Raw genomic sequence first — 17,533 nt, forward strand, 5'->3', positions numbered from 1 at the left:
AAAGATGTTTTCGTCTTGGAACTAACAAGTACCCACTGTAAGTTTTTGCAAAGTTGGCGAGCGAGTTTACTTTCTAGTTCCTTTCCACTTTACATATTGATCTAAAAATGCGATAGCTTTCTCAATAACCTCTTCATCTGGTTTTAATTTTGCATGGTGTAAACCATATTCTGAATTTACCCCAAGCCAAAACATAAATCCAGGAATCTCTTGAAGCATATAACCAAAATCTTCCCCTGTCATTGCCTCAGTACATGTAATTACATTCATATCAGTTTGTTCACTTACAAACTTCATAAACTCTCTCGTTAATACTTCATGGTTATATACTTGATGATACATCGCTCCATAGTCAATAACAGCTTCACATTGGAAGGAAGCTTCTATACCTGCAACAATTGCCTCAATCCTACTTTTAACACGCCTCATTGATTCCACTGATAACGTTCGGATCGTTCCTTCTAACCGAGACTTTTCTGCTATGATATTTTGAACTGTACCACCTGTTATTTTTCCGATTGTAATCACTGCACTATCAAGAGGATTCACATTACGACTAATAACGGATTGAAGTTGTGTAACAAGGTGACTTGCTGCTACAATCATATCATTTGCAGTATGCGGGTAGGCTGCATGTCCACCTTTCCCTTTCAAATCAACATATAACTCTGATGTATTTGCAAATAATAGCCCCTCTTTTGTGGCAATTGTTCCTACAGCGTATTCAGGTGCAATATGAAGACCAAGAATTATATTCGGCTTCCATTCTTTTAACTCTTCACTCTCTAACATAGGAAGAGCCCCTCCTGGCCCTTCTTCAGCTGGTTGGAATAGAAACACAAGGTCATCATCTATTCTTTCTGTTACAGCTGCTGTTAGAAGGCCTAAACCGATTGTTGTATGCAAATCGTGTCCACATGCATGCATCATTCCTTCATGAATAGAAGCAAACTCATATCCAGTTTCTTCGGTAATTGGTAAACCGTCTATATCTGCGCGATAACCGATAATTTTTTCTGGATTTTTTCCATTTACTTTAACAATGACACCCGTTTTCCATACTTTCACTTCCACATATTCATTCGAAAGCGTTCCTATGTAATCTAAAATATACTGTTGTGTTTTCCACTCTTTAAATCCAATTTCCGGTATTTTGTGTAAGTCTCTACGAATTTGAACGAATTTGCTTACTGCCATTTTTGCACCTCTATCTATAAAAAGCGCAAGAGCCTGTTATGCTCTTACGCTTTTTTTGTGTTTATTTCTCTGGGTTTAATTGACGAAGCTCTTGTTTAATTTCAGTTTTTGCTTTTGTCTTCTCATCAATCTCTTTAATTACACGTGCTGGAGTACCGGCAACAACTGTATATGGAGGTACATCTTCTGTTACAACAGCTCCTGCTGCTACAACTGCACCCTTACCTACTGTAACTCCCTCTAACACAACTACGTTTGCACCAATTACAACATCATCTTCAACGATAACTGGTTTTGCTGAAGGCGGCTCAATAACACCTGCAAGTACTGCACCTGCACCTACGTGACAGTTCTTACCAACAGTTGCACGTCCACCAAGTACCGCGTTCATGTCAATCATAGTACCTTCACCAATTACAGCACCGATATTAATTGTTGCATTCATCATAATAACAGCGTTGTCGCCGATTTCAACGTGATCACGAATAATCGCACCTGGCTCAATACGAGCTTTAATACCTTTTAAATCAAGCATTGGAATTGCAGAATTACGACGGTCATTTTCAACAACGTAATCAACAATGTGCTTGCTATTTTCATCAAGAATTGTCTTAATTTCAGACCATTCTCCAAATAATACACCAGACTTTTTATTTACAAATGCTTGTACCGTTTCAGGGAATGTTACTTCTTTTAAATCCCCTTTTATGTATACCTTTACAGGAGTTTTCTTTTCACTTTTTTGAATAAACGAAATAATTTCGTTAGCGTCCATCATTTTCATTCTTGTTGCCTCCTAAATCCATTTATAATGTTACTCTACCAAACGATAGAGCGAGTAGCAAGATAATAATCCTATTTTTCCATTTGAATTTCTTCTATAATTTCTAAAAATGCCCTTACTTGCTTCAATTGTCTGGCCGATTCACTCGTCAATAACCATGTTTCTCTCGTTAATTGAACAGGTGTTTTATACATATTTTCCTGTACTTCTTTTAAAACAGTAGAAGGTAAAAGAGCATAACCTATACCATTTAAAACGAGTTGTTTGCAAGTCTCAATTTGATCAACCACAATTGTTCTCTTAGGTGGATTAGAAAATAAACCATACCACCAATTTTGTATTTGTCCATAATAAGTCGAATCACTTTTAAATTGAATAAATGGTCTATTTGTTTCTTTTAACATCGTAATATCTTTTATTTCTTTATCCACTAAATAAAGTTCATCTTCAAATAATTGTTGCTTCTGACCTTTATATTCTTGTGTTCCCCTCAATATAGCAACATGAACGTCCCCTTCATAAAATTGCTTTTGTACTTCACTACTCCAGCCAGTAAACAGCGATATTTTCACAGAAGGGTATTTATGTACAAACTTCTTCAAAACAGGAGGAAGCCAATATTGACCAATAACTGATGCAACAGCTATTTTTAACGTTCCGTGAGTTTCTGTTCTAAAAACAGCTAGCTCACTTTTAATATCCTCTTCCTTTTGCAGCATTTCTTTTGCATAATTTGCGACTTTTTCCCCTTCAGGTGTAATTGTCAATCCTTTTTGTGAGCGAATAAAAAACTTCATTCCCCATTGTTTCTCCATAGATTGTAATCGTTGACTAAGCGCAGGTTGTGAAACAAATAAACGTTCCGCCGCTTTTCTCATATTTGATTCCTGAGCTAACACAACCATCATTTGAAAATCATCAATTTGCAACTTTCTCCCTCTTTCCTTAGCTTCCATACACCTTATCTCAATAAGCTTTTCATCCTTAATTTAACTATATACTCTTATATTTTTTATCTTTTTAAATATAATACATACACAACTGATATGCACGAAAAAAAAGTGACTTCTCCGCTTCTATGAAGTCACTTTTCTCACATTATCGATTATGTTGCCTTACTTTTTTATTCAACAATTTTAAAATAGCCCGACGTGTTAAAATCCCCTCAAAATACCCATCTTCATTGACAGCGCAAATAAAAGGATGATCAATTGTCATTTCTAAAGCTTTTGCAAACGAATCTTCTAACTTAAGAACCGGAATGTCTTCCTTCATCACCTGTTCTACTTTCATTTCGTCAAGTCTTTCAAACTCAATACGCTCCAGCCCTAACATACCATCTAAAATCATAGCAGTACTAATTAACCCATGCAATTTATACATCGGGTCCAAAACAGGTATCGCCGAATATCCAGATTTCACAAGAACGAGTAAAGCATGCTCTAAACCATTCCCCATTTGGACATGTGCTACTTTTTCTGATGAAATCATTAAATCTTTCACAAAAATTTGTTGAAACTCGTCTTTCGGAATACTAATCATATTACATCCCCCATTTTCCCTTTTTCCTACTTTTAATCATCGACTCTATTCACATTTTATGACAGCGTTTTCATATTATTATTTTGTCCTTACTTTATTTCAATAAAAACAAAATTACACAGCTATTTTAGCATACAACACAAAAAAAAGACTACCATCCCGGTAGCGCTTAATACCCCTTATTTTTTAATCTGTAAAATAACCTTGTGATTTTTTTATATTGTGTCACATCTGTCTGTTTTAAGCCATTCTCAATATCTGTAATTTCCACAGATAAAATTTCACTCGCATAATTTTGCTGAAATAGAATATCTAGTAACAAACTCTCTTCTTCTTCTGTTAAAACAAATTCCCTTTTCATATACCCCTCTCCTTATACTCGCATCGTTACTCTTATTATATATAATTTCCAACCTATTTAATAGATGTAATATTCAGTTTTTATCGAAAGATATATAAAAATTGTTTTTTATTTCGTATATCGATTTGCATAACTAAACGCCGCATAAGCATCTGGCTTAATTTTTGCAGTTAATCCCATCGCTTGAATTTTCGCTGTCATATCTAGAATAAATTCTTTTGTTAAACCATCATTTCCGATATCCAAGTGAATTTCCATTATAAATCCAGCCCCATCTTGAGCATATGGATGCAATAAATCCCATATTGTTTGTATATGATTTGGAGTAAATAGGCATGCGATCTCTTGGCTAAACTGCGTTTCTAAATATATTTTCTCACGTAAAGTTGCTGGCTTATCTTTCACTGATTTATGGTGTAAACACCCCCAGGCACCTTTTCCAACGCGATGAATATGAATTGCCGTAATAAACCTCGTATCCTTTTGATGTGCTTGTGAGTCTGTCCCAATGGATAAGCGATATAAATTTCGTGGATCCTTTTCAATGAAACTACAAATACGGCTAAAGACCATATCAAAATTTAAATGTCTCTCTGAAACATTATAAAATGTATGTTCACCGGCCACATAGTCACGTCCTTTCAATTAGACAGACTTTTCGTATTCTCATTGTATGGGACAAAAATAAAAATTATAACTTCCTACCCTTTATTCGTTTCAATATTTCGAATTACGTAATGGCAAACTTGGCACGTATAAATTACATTTTGATTCGATTGAGCTGTTAATACATGAATAATCTCAGTAGAATTATGACATTTAGGACAAATCACAACTGGTAAACGTTCCATACAACACACCTCCTCGTTATTTTTATCTAGCTTTTGCTATCTGTAAACACCCAATTGGTGATGACTAATATTCAGTATAGGACGAAGAAGCCCCACTGATTACAATTTCACTTTATTACCATTGTAGGAAAAATGAAAACTCCCTATACATATATGCTAAAAAGTAATAGAACTAAAAAAGGTGTTGCCATATGGCAACACCTTTTTTATATGTATCAAGAAATGATATCGTAAATCTCAATTGCAACCATATCGATATTATCGAATTGATACACTTGAGGTTTTTCACCTTGTTGATACACTTCTAACTCATACATTTCACTTTTATCGAAAAATTTCACGCTACATTTGCGCTCACCGTTCACTTCAAAATAGCGTTGTGCTACTTCACCGCTTTCAGCTTGTTCTTGTAGACTAACAAGTCGAGTTAAAATTCCTTGGAGTAGAGACATGAAATCTCTCCTTTCTCTGATCTTCCTACCAATAGGTTTTACAGCTATACTCATTCTATCCGTCATAACAGAAAAAATGTTCCACAGTCTAGGATAAAGGTTATTGGCCAGAAACTCAACTAAAAATTTGTCGAAATGCGAAGGAAAAAACAGAAAGAACATCTTTTCCCTTCTTTATTGCGATTTTTATACTGGAAGAATATAATAAAAAACAGAAAAAAGGAGGAATTACAATGAGAAAAATTGAGGTTTACACACAACCTGATTGTCCGCCATGTGTCATTGTGAAAGAATTTTTAAAGCATAATAACGTTGTATATGAAGAATTTGACGTGAAAAAAGACGCTGCTGCACGCAATCGTCTTTTATACGACTATGATTCGTATTCAACTCCAACAGTTGTAATTGATGGAGAAGTTGTTGCTGGTTTTCAAATTGAAAAATTACAACAGCTACTCAATATTGAATAAGAATAGGTAAAGACCTATTCTTATTTTTATCCCACTATTTGTGGGCAGTAATAGCCCTATTGGTGCGAGCTATTAATCAGTGAGAAATGAACATCCCCACCGATTACAGTTTCACTTTATAATTGTTGTAATCGTTTTATTTCAGTTAAAAGTTCTTGGCTTTCATGATATCCGGCCAATTTCCATTTTCCTTGATCTCTTTGCAATGTTACAATTTGATATTGTCCACTTTTCGCCCGCTCATATACATATAAAATTTTATGTTCTTCATCATATGACATTTTCGTTTCTGAATGAAAAGAAAACGGCGCTTCTTTTGCTGGAAGTAAATATTCACCACTTTGTTTATCACTTCTACTATTTTCATCTGTAAATACTTGAAGGAAATTCTCTGTAAAATATGGTGATAACGTTTCTATCATCTTATTCATCGGCAAATGCTTCCCACGAATTGAAAATTGGGTTTCATAGCCCTTTTGTATCGTTGTAAACACTTCTTCCCGATCGACTTTCACTTCCTCTTTTCCTAAAACAGTTGTGACACTATAACCAACTAGAAAGGCAACGCATACAAATAGAACTAACCATATTCCATATTTCCTCATTTTTTCACCTTCCTTTTAAGAAAACTTGTCTTTGTAGTATTCATTGTAACAATGATTATGCAAAGACAGGGGTGGTTTCGTTCGTAAAATCTTTACAACGATAGACAGCATTTTCATCACCATTTTCACTATTACCAATTTATGATAAAAACAAACAAAAAATGCACGAATCTCTTCGTGCATTAAAATAAAACATCTTCTTCATATAAATATTCATACGATAAATCTATAAATAAAAAGTTTTCATCATCAATTGGGAAGGAAAATGTCCGTACCATCTCACCGGTTTCAATATCAGCATATAAATCTGAAAGTCTTGCCTTATTCTCAAAACGCATTTTCATAATATTTTCTAGAAAATACGGACGCCAACTCCAGTTCTTCATATAATACTCAGGCATCACAATCCATTCCCCATCTTTTTTCATAACGTTTCCTGATTGTTGGAAACCATCTTCGTTACAAATAAATATGCGGAAACTACACTGTGATACACTTTGGCTAAATTGTAATAACCAATCATTTATATCCTCATTCTTTTTCTGTTTGGCTAGAACATCACCAATTCGATCACGTAACAGTTCTGTTAAATTATAAATTTTTTGTAATTTCTTCTTCTCATGTTGAATAAATTGATGACACTCATTACCAAGTCGTTCTTTCAAAACATTCGTTTCAATAAAATCAGGTAAGCACTCTTTCAAATAATTCCCTTGATAATATCTACCACCGTTTTTCCAAGCATATTGTAGTTGATAAAAAGCATCTATTTCTTCATATAACAATGTTGCACCAATTCTTCTAGCAAGTAATGATAAAGAATATAAAATATCTTGATAAGATTGTAAAAGTGCAGTTTGCCTTAAGTTTGTTAAATCTACTTTTAAAATATCCGGTGCTAACACGCTAATACGTTCTAAATTACTTGTACCCGTTCCGACTTTATTAATCGAAATTTGAATACCATATGTACGATAATACATAAGCAAATGATTAAATTGCTCTATATCTTCTTGACATTCATGTTCTGTAATTTCTAAAACAATGTGTTTCAAATTTAAACCTTGCTCTTCATACATCAATAAAAGTTGAAGTAAACTTTCATCATCATCGTTCATTAATACGTTAGCATTCCGATGTATAAATAATAATAGTTTTTGATCACTTTCTAAATAACGATTTAAAGCTTTTTCTACTATAATGTTATCCGCTTCCAGTTGAAACTCACTCGGAATAGAATCATCATGAAAGAAAGAAGCTAGACTTTGTATGCCCTCTTCTGTTTGAATACGTCCTACTACTTCATATCCAATTACAGTATGCTCATCAGCACTAAAAATAGCTTGATAATAAGGAAGGACTTTATCCAAGTTACTCATTACATCTAATGCATCTATCAACGCGCTTCCCTCCCTTTACTTTTCAAAAATTATAACATGATATTTACGGAAAAATAATAAAAAATCCCTTCAGTTTTCCTGAAGGGATTAGAGGGGTAAAATGCTAAGGGGAATTAGCAATTCTACTATGAAGAAAAAAGAGGTCTTAAATATAACGTATATATGACCTCTTGTAAACACTTTTCTTTCACATGTCACAATTCCGTCACATTCAACCGTAAGAATATGAATCAAACATTCATTTTCTTATCCCTTTTAAAATGGATATTGATGTAAATGTTGTCCTCCATCCATTGTCATGCAAGTTCCATTTATGTACGCAGCTTCATCTGAACATAAATAATAAGCTAGACCTGCAATTTCTTCTGGCGTGCCCAGTCTTCCAAGCGGAACACTTTGTATCGTACGCTTAGCCATTTCTTCTGAAATCCATAATTTATCAGCACCGCCCGTACGTTCAATTGGTCCTGGCGCGATAGCGTTAACTCGTATTCCATATTTACGGCCCCACTCAACAGCGAGTGTCTTCGTCATTGCTAATACTCCAGCCTTCGCTGCAGCCGAATGAATAACTCCCGGACCTGCATCCCATGCATATGTTGCTACCATGTTAATGATATTCCCTTTTATACCTTTTTCAATCCAATATTTTCCGACAGCATGGCTGCAGTAAAATGTACCGTTTAATACAATATTAATGACTGAATTCCAGCCATTCACGGATAAATCTTCTGCTGGACAAATAAAGTTTCCAGCTGCATTGTTTATTAAAACATCAATTCGACCAAACTTCTCATCAATCTCTTCAATCATTTTCTGAATGTCATCAGTATTTCTTACATCCATTTGTACGGGTAATACTTGCCCCGGAAATTGTTCAATTTCCAACTTTGTTTCCTCTAGTTTTTCCTTTGTACGTCCTGTAATAACAACTCGTGCCCCTTCTTTTGCAAAACGGGTCGCCATTCCTTTTCCCATTCCGCTCGATCCACCTGTTATAATAACTACCTTTTCTTTCACATACATCCCCTCCCAAAAATGAATACACATTCATTTTATCATTTTATTTAATAGAAATCTTTATATTTTTAAACTTTTCTGATATTTTAACGTGAAGAGGTTTCTTTTTATTCGTTTCTTTCGTAATCTATACTACTTTTTTATTATTTAAAATATATTTCAAATAAACTGAAAGGAGATTTGAGTAACCTATAAATGTAACGAAAACATGTGATATAAGTTAAATAGGTATACTCATATTTTTATGAAGAAAATTACAAGAAGAGATTTTTTTAAAGCCGGAATGCGCACTTGTCTATATTCATTTATAACCACTAGCATCGGATACTATTACGCTAAATATATTGAGCCTCATTTACTCTCTTTTACAGAGCATACACTTACATCACAACTCATACCCAAAAGTTTTCATGGTATGAAGATTCTTCAATTTAGCGATTTACATCTCGGATACTATTTCTCTCTCCAACATTTATCTCAAATCGTTTCTAAAATTAATGCTGTAAAACCTGACATTGTTCTTTTCACTGGTGATCTCATTGATAATTATCAAACATATACTGACACTCCTTTCGTTCCATCTATTTTAAAAAATATACAAGCACCCTTCGGTAAATTTTCTATTTATGGTAACCATGATCACGGCGGATATGGAACGGAATACTACGAGCACATCATGCGTGAATCTGGATTTGAACTACTACTAAATAGCGAAAAGAGAATTCGTCTACTGGATAATAGTGAAATTTCAATTTTCGGTCTTGATGATATACTACTAGGCAAACCCAAAATAGAAGAAACACTACTGCATGCGAGGCAAAACACTTATAACATTGTTCTTGTTCACGAGCCAGATATTGCACCACAAATCGCTAAATATCCAGTTAACTTACAACTTTCTGGTCATAGCCATGGCGGACAAGTACAAATTCCCTTTTTAGGTGCTATTATTACCCCATCACTTGCTAAAAACTATGTTGAAGGTTTCTATACGATTCAAGATTTAGCTCTCTATGTCAATCGAGGTCTTGGCAGAACACGCGTCCCATTCCGATTTATGGCAAAACCTGAAATTACAATTTTTACGCTCCAACATTCGTAATAATTCGCCTATTTTCTTACATATCCTTTCTTGTACGCGCTCATCCACGTTTCATTTACCATATGATAAAAATGAGTCCAATAAAGGAGGTTTGTTCATGTATCCATATTATCAACCAATCCCAGTCCGTTCAGCACCTATTGGTCCAGTAGGCGACTCACGCTTCTTTCCGTTTTTTGGTGTTCCATTTCTAGCTGGGATTGCTGGTGGACTGCTCGGTGGAGCATTAGCTTTCGGTCCTAGACCGTATTACCCACCATATCCACCACCTTTCCCACCGCCAACACCTTATCCTTGTTATGGCGGACCTTGTCAACAACCATTCTATTATTAATGTACTCCAACAATTCTACCAATGTTATTCCCTCTCTTAACTGATCCATTAACATGCTTATAATAAAAACTATTCTCTCTACGCATCCTTCTATTTAGAGAATGTATAATAAGTAGAGAACAAAGTAAAAAAACCTCTTAAAAAAAGAGGTTTTTTTACTTTGTTCTCATTATTCAGCATCCGTATTTTGATACGCCATCTTAAACAACTTCACTTGGCTATCAATTTCTTCTGTACTACTATTAATAACATAGTAGTACTCACCAGATTTATTCTGTTCACGTGTTTTCACATTATCAGCTAATATAAGTTGTAAAATCGCCTTAATCCTCGCCTTCATTTCAATATCTAATATCGGGAAAGATATTTCTACTCGCTTCTCCATATTCCGCGTCATCCAGTCAGCTGAAGATAAGTATATTTTCTCTTCTCCATTATGATGGAAATAATAAATTCGGCTATGTTCTAAATATCTCCCGACAACACTAACTACCCGAATATTTTCACTTACATTTGGAATACCAGGCCTTAAACAACACGTTCCTCGAACGATGAGCTCTACCTTTACTCCAGCTTGTGATGCTTCATACATTTTTTTGATTAATGGTTTATCTGTTAATGAATTCATCTTAGCGATAATATATCCATTTCCATATTGCCTATGATAACGGATTTCTTCATCTATTAAATCCATAAATTGCTCTCTTATATCAAATGGTGCAACCGATAAATGATGAAAATGTGGCTTGGTTGTATAACCACTCAAATAATTAAAGAAATTTGTTGCATCGACCCCAAAGTCTTTTCGTGATGTAATATACCCGAAATCAGTATATAACTTTGCTGTTGCGTCATTATAATTTCCAGTCCCGAGATGTACGAACCTTTCGATTTTTCCGTTTTTTCTTCTTACAACTAGCGTAATTTTACTATGTGTTTTCAAGTGGCTTACACCGTAAATAACGTGACAGCCTGCCTTTTCTAATTCTTTAGCCCAATGCACATTATTTTCTTCATCAAATCTTGCCTTCAATTCAACTAATACCGTAACTTGCTTCCCTTTTTCAGCTGCTACCTTTAGCGCCTGAATAATCGGCGAATCCCCACTTACTCTATATAATGTTTGTTTGATTGCAAGTACATTCGGATCGTCTGCCGCATCACGGACAAAATCAACTACTGGCTGAAATGATTCAAAAGGATGATGTAATAAAATATCATGCTCAATTGCTTTTTCAAATACATCTTCCGCATCCCCCAAGTCTTGAGGCCGTTGCGGAATAAGAGCCGGATATACTAGATGTTCATATAAAGGAGCTAGTTTTTTATATAAAGAAAATAGACATGTTAAATCTAATGGTCCATCCATTATATACACATCTTCATCTTTTACTTCCAACACCTCATATAATAATGCTAATACTCTTTCATCAATATGCTCTTTGCCAACTTCTAAACGTACAGCAGCTCCCCACTTACGCTTTTTTAATTCTTTTTCAATTACCTTTAATAAATCCCTCGCACCTTCTTCATGAATCGTTAAATCCGCATTGCGTGTAATACGGAAACGAGTAACAGACGATACTTTATATCCTGTAAATAATTTATGAGTAAAACCACTAATTACATCTTCTAATAAAATAAATTTATGCTTTTGCCCCTCACTCGGTAAAAATATGAAACGTTCAAGTAATGAAGGAACTTGTACAATTCCTAACTTCGTGCGGTTTTCTTCCTCCACTTGTTTCTCATCATATAAAAGAGTAGCTAAATTCAAACTTTTATTTAATAACATCGGAAATGGACGATATGCATCAATAGCTACAGGTGTTAAGACTGGAAAAATCTGCTCATCAAAATACTCTTCTATAAATTCCCTCTGTTCTTTCGTCAAATCGTGGAATGTTAAACGTTCAATCCCCTCTAACTCCAGCGCTGGCAACACATAATTTTTAAACGTATCATATTGTACAGTCATTAATTCATGGGCCTTTATCGCAATTTTATTTAATTGCTTTTTTGGTGTTAAGCCAGCCTTATTTTCTGGTTGGTTAAACCCAGCACTCACTTGATCCTTCAATCCTGCTACGCGTACCATAAAGAATTCATCTAAATTGGAACTGAAAATGCTAATAAACTTTAATCTTTCCAAGAGCGGATTTGTTTCATCCTGTGCTTCTTGTAGTACACGTTCATTAAATGCTAACCAACTTAATTCTCGATTATTGTAATAAGCTGTATCATTTAAATTTACTATATTCCCCATCACCATTTCCATCCTCTTCACACTTCCCCTGAAACTTTTTTACTATAATTTAGTTACTTTTATTTTAGCAAATTACAATATTCCAAGGTGTTAATTTTTTGTAAAGACATCCGTACAACTTAACGTTTTGATTCGAAGGATAAATTAATAGTCGTTTTCAACACTCTTTCCAGCTGCTTTTTTTGTTTTTCAGCTTGCACTTTTTCCGCTAATGCCGATTGCTCACATACAATTTTAAATGTTAATCCTTCTTTACTTTCTGTTATAGATATCGATTCAACAAGCGATCTTTGTCTTATATTCAGAGCTGCTGAAAACTGTAAAACAGCCCCTAATAGACGGATTTTTTTTTGTTCATTTTTATCAAACCATCCTTCAAATGGGGACAAATGTTGTTTGAATAACATTTTTGATTTATAAGACGCAATAAGCGCTAATCTAACTCGCTCTTTATGCATCATCCCATCAATTGTTTTATTCGCTAATAAATAAAACGTATGTAAGCGGCTCGCTTCTTCGTCTATATATTTACCTATATTAAATACTTTCGCTGCTTGATGGAATACTTCCCAGTCTTTTACTGACATAGAAATCAGCCCTGTTTCTTCAAGTTGTTGACAAATGAGTCTTCCATGTTTAATAAGCTGCATTACAAATTCCATATCCATTTCATATTCATGTGATAATAAATACAAACTTTCTTCGACTACGTTCGGATAATATGAAATCCCCAAATCTTTTGTCAACTCTTCATAGAAAACACCTTCTCGTAACCCTTTTCTACTTAACACAAATGCTGGTGCCTCTATAACATTAACAAGCGTATGAAAAACTTCGACTGCTGGAATAATTGTATCTGCTCGATCTTTTGCCAATCCTTCCAATTTTTGAAGTTCTATGAACGACAATGCTTCCAATTCTTCTTTCACATTTTTAATATCTTCTTCTTTCATTTTATATAAATGTACCCCTGCTATAGGATAACAAATTAAATTTTGATGGATTTTCACTAAGTTCCTCGCACTACCACCAATTGCAATAAGAGGCAATTTCTTATCAATTAACCATGGTAATGTTCGAAATTGATATTCTAAGTACGTTTGAATCTTTTCCAACTCGTCTTCAGTAGGTATATCCTCTTTAATAAATTGTTGCTTTAAAGAAAGTGCTCCAAAAGGAAAGCTATGGTACTCTAGAATCTCTCTATTTCGAAAGTATGTAACTTCTGTACTTCCTCCACCAATATCTACTGTAATTCCTTCAGAGAACGAAGTTGAATTCATAACCGCTAAATAGCCGTAACGTGCTTCTTCATATTCTGATAAGACTCTAAGAGTAAAGTCTGTTTGTCCTTCAACCAGTTTTTTAATTGCCTCTTGATTCTCAGCCTGTCTAATTGTTGCTGTTGCAACACAAAGTACATGATGTAACTGGTGGAATCGTGTACTTTCTTGAAATTGAAATAACGTTTGTAACAATACCTCTATTCCTTCTTCATTCAACACACCATCAATTAAGTAATTCCTTAGCCGAGCAACCACTTTCGTATTTTCAATCTCCTTATAAAAACCTCCGTTTTGCTTTTCATAAATAACTAAACGCATTGTATTAGATCCAATATCTATAATGGCATATTGCTGTTTTAATATTTCTTTCAAACTTCTCACTCTTTCATTATCAAATTTCTAAAACACATTCTATTACTATTATACAAAATAGTTGTTTTTTGTAACAATATTGCTTTAATATTGAAAATATATACAATCACTTTTTGCATATAATAAAAACCTCTTTTATTTATGTTATAATAATGAAAAATTGAAAGGAGATTCAATATGAAACCTTCACAACCACAATCTCAATTACAAAACCAACATTCTATTAATCGACTAGCTCAATCTATTTTCGTTGTGAATCGTCATGCTAAAGCTGCAACTAATCCGAAGTATTTATACTGGTTAAAAAAGACGGCTTTAGAACGCTTAATTGCTGAAAAAAAAGCTATTAAAGAAGGATTACATTTTTCTAGAAATCCACGTTTTAGCCAACAACAATCTGATGTTCTTATACGTTTAGGTGATTATTTTTTCCATATTCCTCCTACTAAAGAAGATTTTCGAATCCTACCACATCTTGGTCATCTTGAATCCTCCTATCGAAATCCGAAAACAACCTTATCTTTAACAGTAGCAAAAAAAACACTTCAAGATTATATTGGTCCTGAAGCACTGAAACAAGAAAAAAAATTAAGTGAACCTGTCCCATGGTATAGTCGTACTTATACAAAAAAATAAAACAGTTTGGCCAATTGTAGGCCAAACTGTTTTATTTTTTCTCTTCTTTAATTTTAATATTTGCTTGTTTATAAAAAGCTATTTTTTCTGTATTATAAGATTTTGTAAATTCATTAAACTTGTCTTTTTCTGATTCAATATCCTTATAAGATTGATTTACTACTTTTACTTTTTCACTAATATCTTTTAATTTTGTACCTTTATCTTGTAACATTGTATATAATTCTTTTTCTTGTTTTAACGATTTATTATAGCTATCATACATCTTGTTAAATGAATCTTGTCGTTTCTCATATGTGCTTTTCACTTTATCCGCTTGATCTTTCAATTTCTTATCTTCAATTTTCTTCACATATTTATCTGCTGATTTTACTTCTTCTTGTGCCTTACTTAAAGATTCTTTTTCTTTTTTAAGCACTTTGTCTCGTTCATCTGTATTTTTCACTGCTTGGTTCAATTTTTCCTTAACAGTTTGATTATTATCTTTTCCTTCTTGAACAATCTGGTTATATAATTCTTGTCCCTCTTTTTCTAAAGTTTCAAGTTTCTTTGCATCTTCAAACATTGTTTTTTCTTGCTTTGCAGCATTTTCAAATGCAACATATAATTCCTCTTCTGGTTTCGGTCCGAAACAACCGGCTAATAAAGTCATTGATAATGCAGTTACAATTGCTAATTTACTATATTTCAACATCTTCTTCCTCCTACTTATATACGATCATCGTGTAAAAAGCTATGAAAATTATATATCCTTCTATAAACTCCATACTCGCACCTTTTCTACGAAAATCATTGATATTGTTTATAATGCTTATACAAATTGTATTACTTAAAATTACATTTTACTTTTTTGAACCAATTAGCAGTTTCATATCCATCTTTTACTTAGCACTTTTTAAAGCCTGTTCATACTATGTATTACATAAAAGTACAACGGAATTCATCACAGCCATAATAATTTGAAGAACAACAGTAATAATAATTCACCTGATAAAAGATGATCGTTGTTCTCTCACGTCTATCATTCTATCATTCCCTTTCCGGCTTTCTATCAAATAATCTATTTGTTCATTTTACACAGTATAAATGCTATCTTGCAACAACTTACAATTATTCTTGTCATTCCCTAAAAAGGAAAAGTGTAGAGCATGCTTTCCTCTACACTTTTAAAATGAAACACATTGTGCAAAATGCATTGACACATCCATCATAATTATATGCTTATTCCATATATTTTTAAAGACTTTTGTAACTACTCAGCTTCCTCACGGAGGCTTTTTTCATTTACTAGTCTGATATGTACTTTTTGTGTGAATACTAGATATATCATACAAGGAGGTGGTATTTATGTTGAAAAAACAAGAAATTCTAGCTGTCTATCAAAAGGGACCTCAAGCTATTTGCGATTTTGTTCATCAATTAGAAAGTCAAATACAGAATTTAAAAGAGCGTATAGAAGAATTAGAAAATCGTTCAAAAAAAAACTCTACAAATAGTCATAAACCACCCTCTACAGATGGTTTTCGTAAGCCTATTACAAAAAGTTTGCGAAAATCATCCCAGCGTCAAACCGGTGGCCAGTTGGGCCACAAAGGACATACTCTTGGTTTGACAGCGACTCCAGACCATACAATTACATATTCTCCTACCTATTGTACTTGTTGCTATACTTCTTTAGACCATGAGCCTGTAAAAGGATACCGCATTCGCCAAGTGTATGATTTACCACCTATCCAGATAGAAGTAACAGAACATAAAGTGGAACAAAAAGAGTGCCCACATTGCCATTCTATTCAAGAATCCCAGTTTCCTTCTACTGTCTCTCGTCCTGTTCAATATGGTCCAAATATAAAAAGACTAATCCCCTATTTAACGCATTATCAGTGTCTTTCTTTAAAAAGAACAAAAGAATTCTTTCAAGATTGTTTTGGACATTCTATCAGTGAAGGAACGTTAGTCAATCATACAAACAGTTTTTCGGCTCAATTGCAGCCTTTTCTCCAAGAAGTAAAAGACCAGATCCTTCAGTCTTCTGTTGTCCATTTTGATGAAACCGGTATGCGTGTAGAAAATAAAACACAATGGTTACATACTGCCAGTACACCGGAGGTGACATTGCAACATATTCATCAAAAACGCGGAAAAGAAGCAATGGATGCTGGAGAAATCTTGCCGTCTTTTTCTGGAATCGCGATGCATGATGGTTGGAAATCATATGATGCGTATACAGATTGTCGTCACGTATTATGTAATGCCCACCTCTTACGAGATTTACAAGGAATTATAGATAGTACCGGAGAAAAATGGGCACAACAGATGCAGGAGTTTTTAACGCAAGCCTTAACGCTAAAAAAACAATACAAAGGACTCCTGCCAAAAGCAGAGCAAGAGAATCTGTCGACTGCCTATCAAGCTATATTAAAAGAAAAACAAGTATTTTCTTCAGAACCAAAAAAGAAAGGAAAACAGACGCCTGCTCAAAATTTATGGAATCGCTTCGTCAAATATGCTGACAGAATTCTAGCATTTTTAGAACATCCAGACATTCCATTTGATAACAATCAAGCAGAACGGGATATTCGAATGACGAAAGTCAAACAGAAAGTGTCTGGAACGTTTCGAAGTAAGAAAGGCGCAGAATCTTTTTGTCAGATACGAAGCTTTATAAGCACCATGAAAAAACAAAAACAATCTGTCTTACAAGCGATAGGTCAGGTTATAGAAACCGGAACGGTTCCTTGGAATTGCACGATTTCATAAGAGAAATTCTCGATTCGATCTAGATTCTTTCTCTTATGGGCATATTTTTTTTCATGTTTTCGAATTGGAAACATGTATTTAGCATGCTTTTTTGT

Annotated in this window: 19 protein-coding genes; 5 read left to right on the plus strand and 14 right to left on the minus strand. The window is 34.0% G+C overall.

The genetic code is table 11. From position 1 onward, the window contains the following. Nucleotides 1-66 precede the first annotated feature (66 nt). From QCI41_RS10255 to QCI41_RS10290, 8 genes are all read right to left on the minus strand, one after another. A complete protein-coding gene (locus QCI41_RS10255; protein WP_353837527.1) occupies nt 67-1,197 on the minus strand; it encodes an N-acetyldiaminopimelate deacetylase in 1,131 nt (376 codons plus the stop codon). Between the two features lie 61 nt (nt 1,198-1,258). Beyond that, the gene (gene dapD, locus QCI41_RS10260) at nt 1,259-1,981 is read right to left on the minus strand and encodes a 2,3,4,5-tetrahydropyridine-2,6-dicarboxylate N-acetyltransferase (protein ID WP_000783245.1); all 723 of its coding nucleotides are present in this window, start codon (nt 1,979-1,981) and stop codon (nt 1,259-1,261) included. A 71-nt stretch (nt 1,982-2,052) separates the two neighbouring features. Beyond that, nucleotides 2,053-2,937, minus strand: coding sequence for a transcriptional regulator CcpC (locus QCI41_RS10265; protein ID WP_002008407.1), 885 nt, complete (start codon nt 2,935-2,937; stop codon nt 2,053-2,055). A gap of 142 nt (nt 2,938-3,079) precedes the next feature. After that, nucleotides 3,080-3,523, minus strand: coding sequence for a cyclic-di-AMP-binding protein CbpB (cbpB, locus tag QCI41_RS10270; protein WP_000623572.1), 444 nt, complete (start codon nt 3,521-3,523; stop codon nt 3,080-3,082). Between the two features lie 169 nt (nt 3,524-3,692). After that, complete coding sequence (gene abbA / locus QCI41_RS10275; RefSeq protein ID WP_000817795.1) at nt 3,693-3,884, minus strand: antirepressor AbbA; 192 nt, start codon at nt 3,882-3,884, stop codon at nt 3,693-3,695. 108 nt (nt 3,885-3,992) lie between these two features. Next, nucleotides 3,993-4,511, minus strand: a complete 519-nt coding sequence (locus QCI41_RS10280) for a ribonuclease H-like YkuK family protein (protein WP_000896654.1) — start codon at nt 4,509-4,511, stop codon at nt 3,993-3,995. A 74-nt stretch (nt 4,512-4,585) separates the two neighbouring features. Next, entirely contained in the window at nt 4,586-4,735 is a 150-nt protein-coding gene (locus tag QCI41_RS10285) for a hypothetical protein (protein WP_353837526.1), read from the minus strand. Between the two features lie 215 nt (nt 4,736-4,950). Beyond that, nucleotides 4,951-5,187 (minus strand): YkuJ family protein, encoded by a 237-nt coding sequence (locus QCI41_RS10290; RefSeq protein ID WP_000055151.1) that lies wholly within the window; start codon nt 5,185-5,187, stop codon nt 4,951-4,953. Between the two features lie 233 nt (nt 5,188-5,420). Between QCI41_RS10290 and QCI41_RS10295 the strand changes: the two genes are divergently transcribed. Continuing rightward, nucleotides 5,421-5,657, plus strand: coding sequence for a glutaredoxin family protein (locus QCI41_RS10295; protein WP_001225788.1), 237 nt, complete (start codon nt 5,421-5,423; stop codon nt 5,655-5,657). Nucleotides 5,658-5,773: 116 nt separating this feature from the next. Here the strand turns inward: QCI41_RS10295 and QCI41_RS10300 are convergent, their stop codons facing one another. From QCI41_RS10300 to fadH, 3 genes are all read right to left on the minus strand, one after another. Then, nucleotides 5,774-6,262, minus strand: coding sequence for a DUF3993 domain-containing protein (locus QCI41_RS10300; RefSeq protein WP_001233813.1), 489 nt, complete (start codon nt 6,260-6,262; stop codon nt 5,774-5,776). A gap of 182 nt (nt 6,263-6,444) precedes the next feature. Beyond that, nucleotides 6,445-7,662 (minus strand): EAL domain-containing protein, encoded by a 1,218-nt coding sequence (locus QCI41_RS10305; protein ID WP_088081485.1) that lies wholly within the window; start codon nt 7,660-7,662, stop codon nt 6,445-6,447. Nucleotides 7,663-7,917: 255 nt separating this feature from the next. After that, nucleotides 7,918-8,682: a 2,4-dienoyl-CoA reductase gene (gene fadH, locus QCI41_RS10310; RefSeq protein WP_000660912.1), complete on the minus strand. Its 765-nt coding sequence runs from the start codon at nt 8,680-8,682 to the stop codon at nt 7,918-7,920. A 244-nt stretch (nt 8,683-8,926) separates the two neighbouring features. Between fadH and QCI41_RS10315 the strand changes: the two genes are divergently transcribed. Together QCI41_RS10315 and QCI41_RS10320 are read left to right on the plus strand one after the other, a co-directional pair. Further along, nucleotides 8,927-9,784, plus strand: a complete 858-nt coding sequence (locus QCI41_RS10315; RefSeq protein ID WP_046956442.1) for a metallophosphoesterase — start codon at nt 8,927-8,929, stop codon at nt 9,782-9,784. A gap of 97 nt (nt 9,785-9,881) precedes the next feature. Next, complete coding sequence (locus tag QCI41_RS10320) at nt 9,882-10,118, plus strand: hypothetical protein (RefSeq protein ID WP_000283744.1); 237 nt, start codon at nt 9,882-9,884, stop codon at nt 10,116-10,118. 169 nt (nt 10,119-10,287) lie between these two features. Here QCI41_RS10320 and QCI41_RS10325 read toward each other — a convergent pair whose 3' ends face one another. Both QCI41_RS10325 and ppx read right to left on the minus strand, forming a co-directional pair. Beyond that, entirely contained in the window at nt 10,288-12,396 is a 2,109-nt protein-coding gene (locus QCI41_RS10325) for a polyphosphate kinase (RefSeq protein ID WP_353837525.1), read from the minus strand. A 107-nt stretch (nt 12,397-12,503) separates the two neighbouring features. Beyond that, on the minus strand, nt 12,504-14,042 hold the full coding sequence (gene ppx, locus QCI41_RS10330; RefSeq protein ID WP_046956440.1) for an exopolyphosphatase: 1,539 nt from the start codon (nt 14,040-14,042) through the stop codon (nt 12,504-12,506). Between the two features lie 177 nt (nt 14,043-14,219). Here ppx and QCI41_RS10335 point away from each other — a divergent pair, with 177 nt between their 5' ends. After that, the gene (locus QCI41_RS10335; protein WP_000804864.1) at nt 14,220-14,678 is read left to right on the plus strand and encodes a YkyB family protein; all 459 of its coding nucleotides are present in this window, start codon (nt 14,220-14,222) and stop codon (nt 14,676-14,678) included. Nucleotides 14,679-14,709: 31 nt separating this feature from the next. Here the strand turns inward: QCI41_RS10335 and QCI41_RS10340 are convergent, their stop codons facing one another. Beyond that, nucleotides 14,710-15,372 carry a YkyA family protein gene (locus QCI41_RS10340; protein WP_000922489.1) on the minus strand — a complete coding sequence of 221 codons (663 nt, stop codon included), beginning with the start codon at nt 15,370-15,372 and terminating at the stop codon, nt 14,710-14,712. A gap of 653 nt (nt 15,373-16,025) precedes the next feature. On the opposite strand from QCI41_RS10340, the gene tnpC reads away from it, so the two are divergent. Further along, a complete protein-coding gene (gene tnpC, locus QCI41_RS10345; protein WP_353836078.1) occupies nt 16,026-17,438 on the plus strand; it encodes an IS66 family transposase in 1,413 nt (470 codons plus the stop codon). The last annotated feature ends 95 nt before the right edge of the window (nt 17,439-17,533 follow it).

Source organism: Bacillus cereus group sp. MG4, from assembly GCF_040460055.1.
GTDB lineage: Bacteria > Bacillota > Bacilli > Bacillales > Bacillaceae_G > Bacillus_A > Bacillus_A wiedmannii.

What these genes read in the sequence shown, in the direction of transcription:
- QCI41_RS10255 (WP_353837527.1), bottom strand. Translation starts at nt 1,197, where the DNA reads ATGGCAGTAAGCAAATTCGTTCAAATTCGTAGAGACTTACACAAAATA.
- dapD (WP_000783245.1), bottom strand. Translation starts at nt 1,981, where the DNA reads ATGAAAATGATGGACGCTAACGAAATTATTTCGTTTATTCAAAAAAGT.
- QCI41_RS10265 (WP_002008407.1), bottom strand. Translation starts at nt 2,937, where the DNA reads ATGGAAGCTAAGGAAAGAGGGAGAAAGTTGCAAATTGATGATTTTCAA.
- cbpB (WP_000623572.1), bottom strand. Translation starts at nt 3,523, where the DNA reads ATGATTAGTATTCCGAAAGACGAGTTTCAACAAATTTTTGTGAAAGAT.
- abbA (WP_000817795.1), bottom strand. Translation starts at nt 3,884, where the DNA reads ATGAAAAGGGAATTTGTTTTAACAGAAGAAGAAGAGAGTTTGTTACTA.
- QCI41_RS10285 (WP_353837526.1), bottom strand. Translation starts at nt 4,735, where the DNA reads ATGGAACGTTTACCAGTTGTGATTTGTCCTAAATGTCATAATTCTACT.
- QCI41_RS10290 (WP_000055151.1), bottom strand. Translation starts at nt 5,187, where the DNA reads ATGTCTCTACTCCAAGGAATTTTAACTCGACTTGTTAGTCTACAAGAA.
- QCI41_RS10295 (WP_001225788.1), top strand. Translation starts at nt 5,421, where the DNA reads ATGAGAAAAATTGAGGTTTACACACAACCTGATTGTCCGCCATGTGTC.
- QCI41_RS10300 (WP_001233813.1), bottom strand. Translation starts at nt 6,262, where the DNA reads ATGAGGAAATATGGAATATGGTTAGTTCTATTTGTATGCGTTGCCTTT.
- QCI41_RS10315 (WP_046956442.1), top strand. Translation starts at nt 8,927, where the DNA reads ATGAAGAAAATTACAAGAAGAGATTTTTTTAAAGCCGGAATGCGCACT.
- QCI41_RS10320 (WP_000283744.1), top strand. Translation starts at nt 9,882, where the DNA reads ATGTATCCATATTATCAACCAATCCCAGTCCGTTCAGCACCTATTGGT.
- QCI41_RS10325 (WP_353837525.1), bottom strand. Translation starts at nt 12,396, where the DNA reads ATGGAAATGGTGATGGGGAATATAGTAAATTTAAATGATACAGCTTAT.
- QCI41_RS10335 (WP_000804864.1), top strand. Translation starts at nt 14,220, where the DNA reads ATGAAACCTTCACAACCACAATCTCAATTACAAAACCAACATTCTATT.
- QCI41_RS10340 (WP_000922489.1), bottom strand. Translation starts at nt 15,372, where the DNA reads ATGTTGAAATATAGTAAATTAGCAATTGTAACTGCATTATCAATGACT.
- tnpC (WP_353836078.1), top strand. Translation starts at nt 16,026, where the DNA reads ATGTTGAAAAAACAAGAAATTCTAGCTGTCTATCAAAAGGGACCTCAA.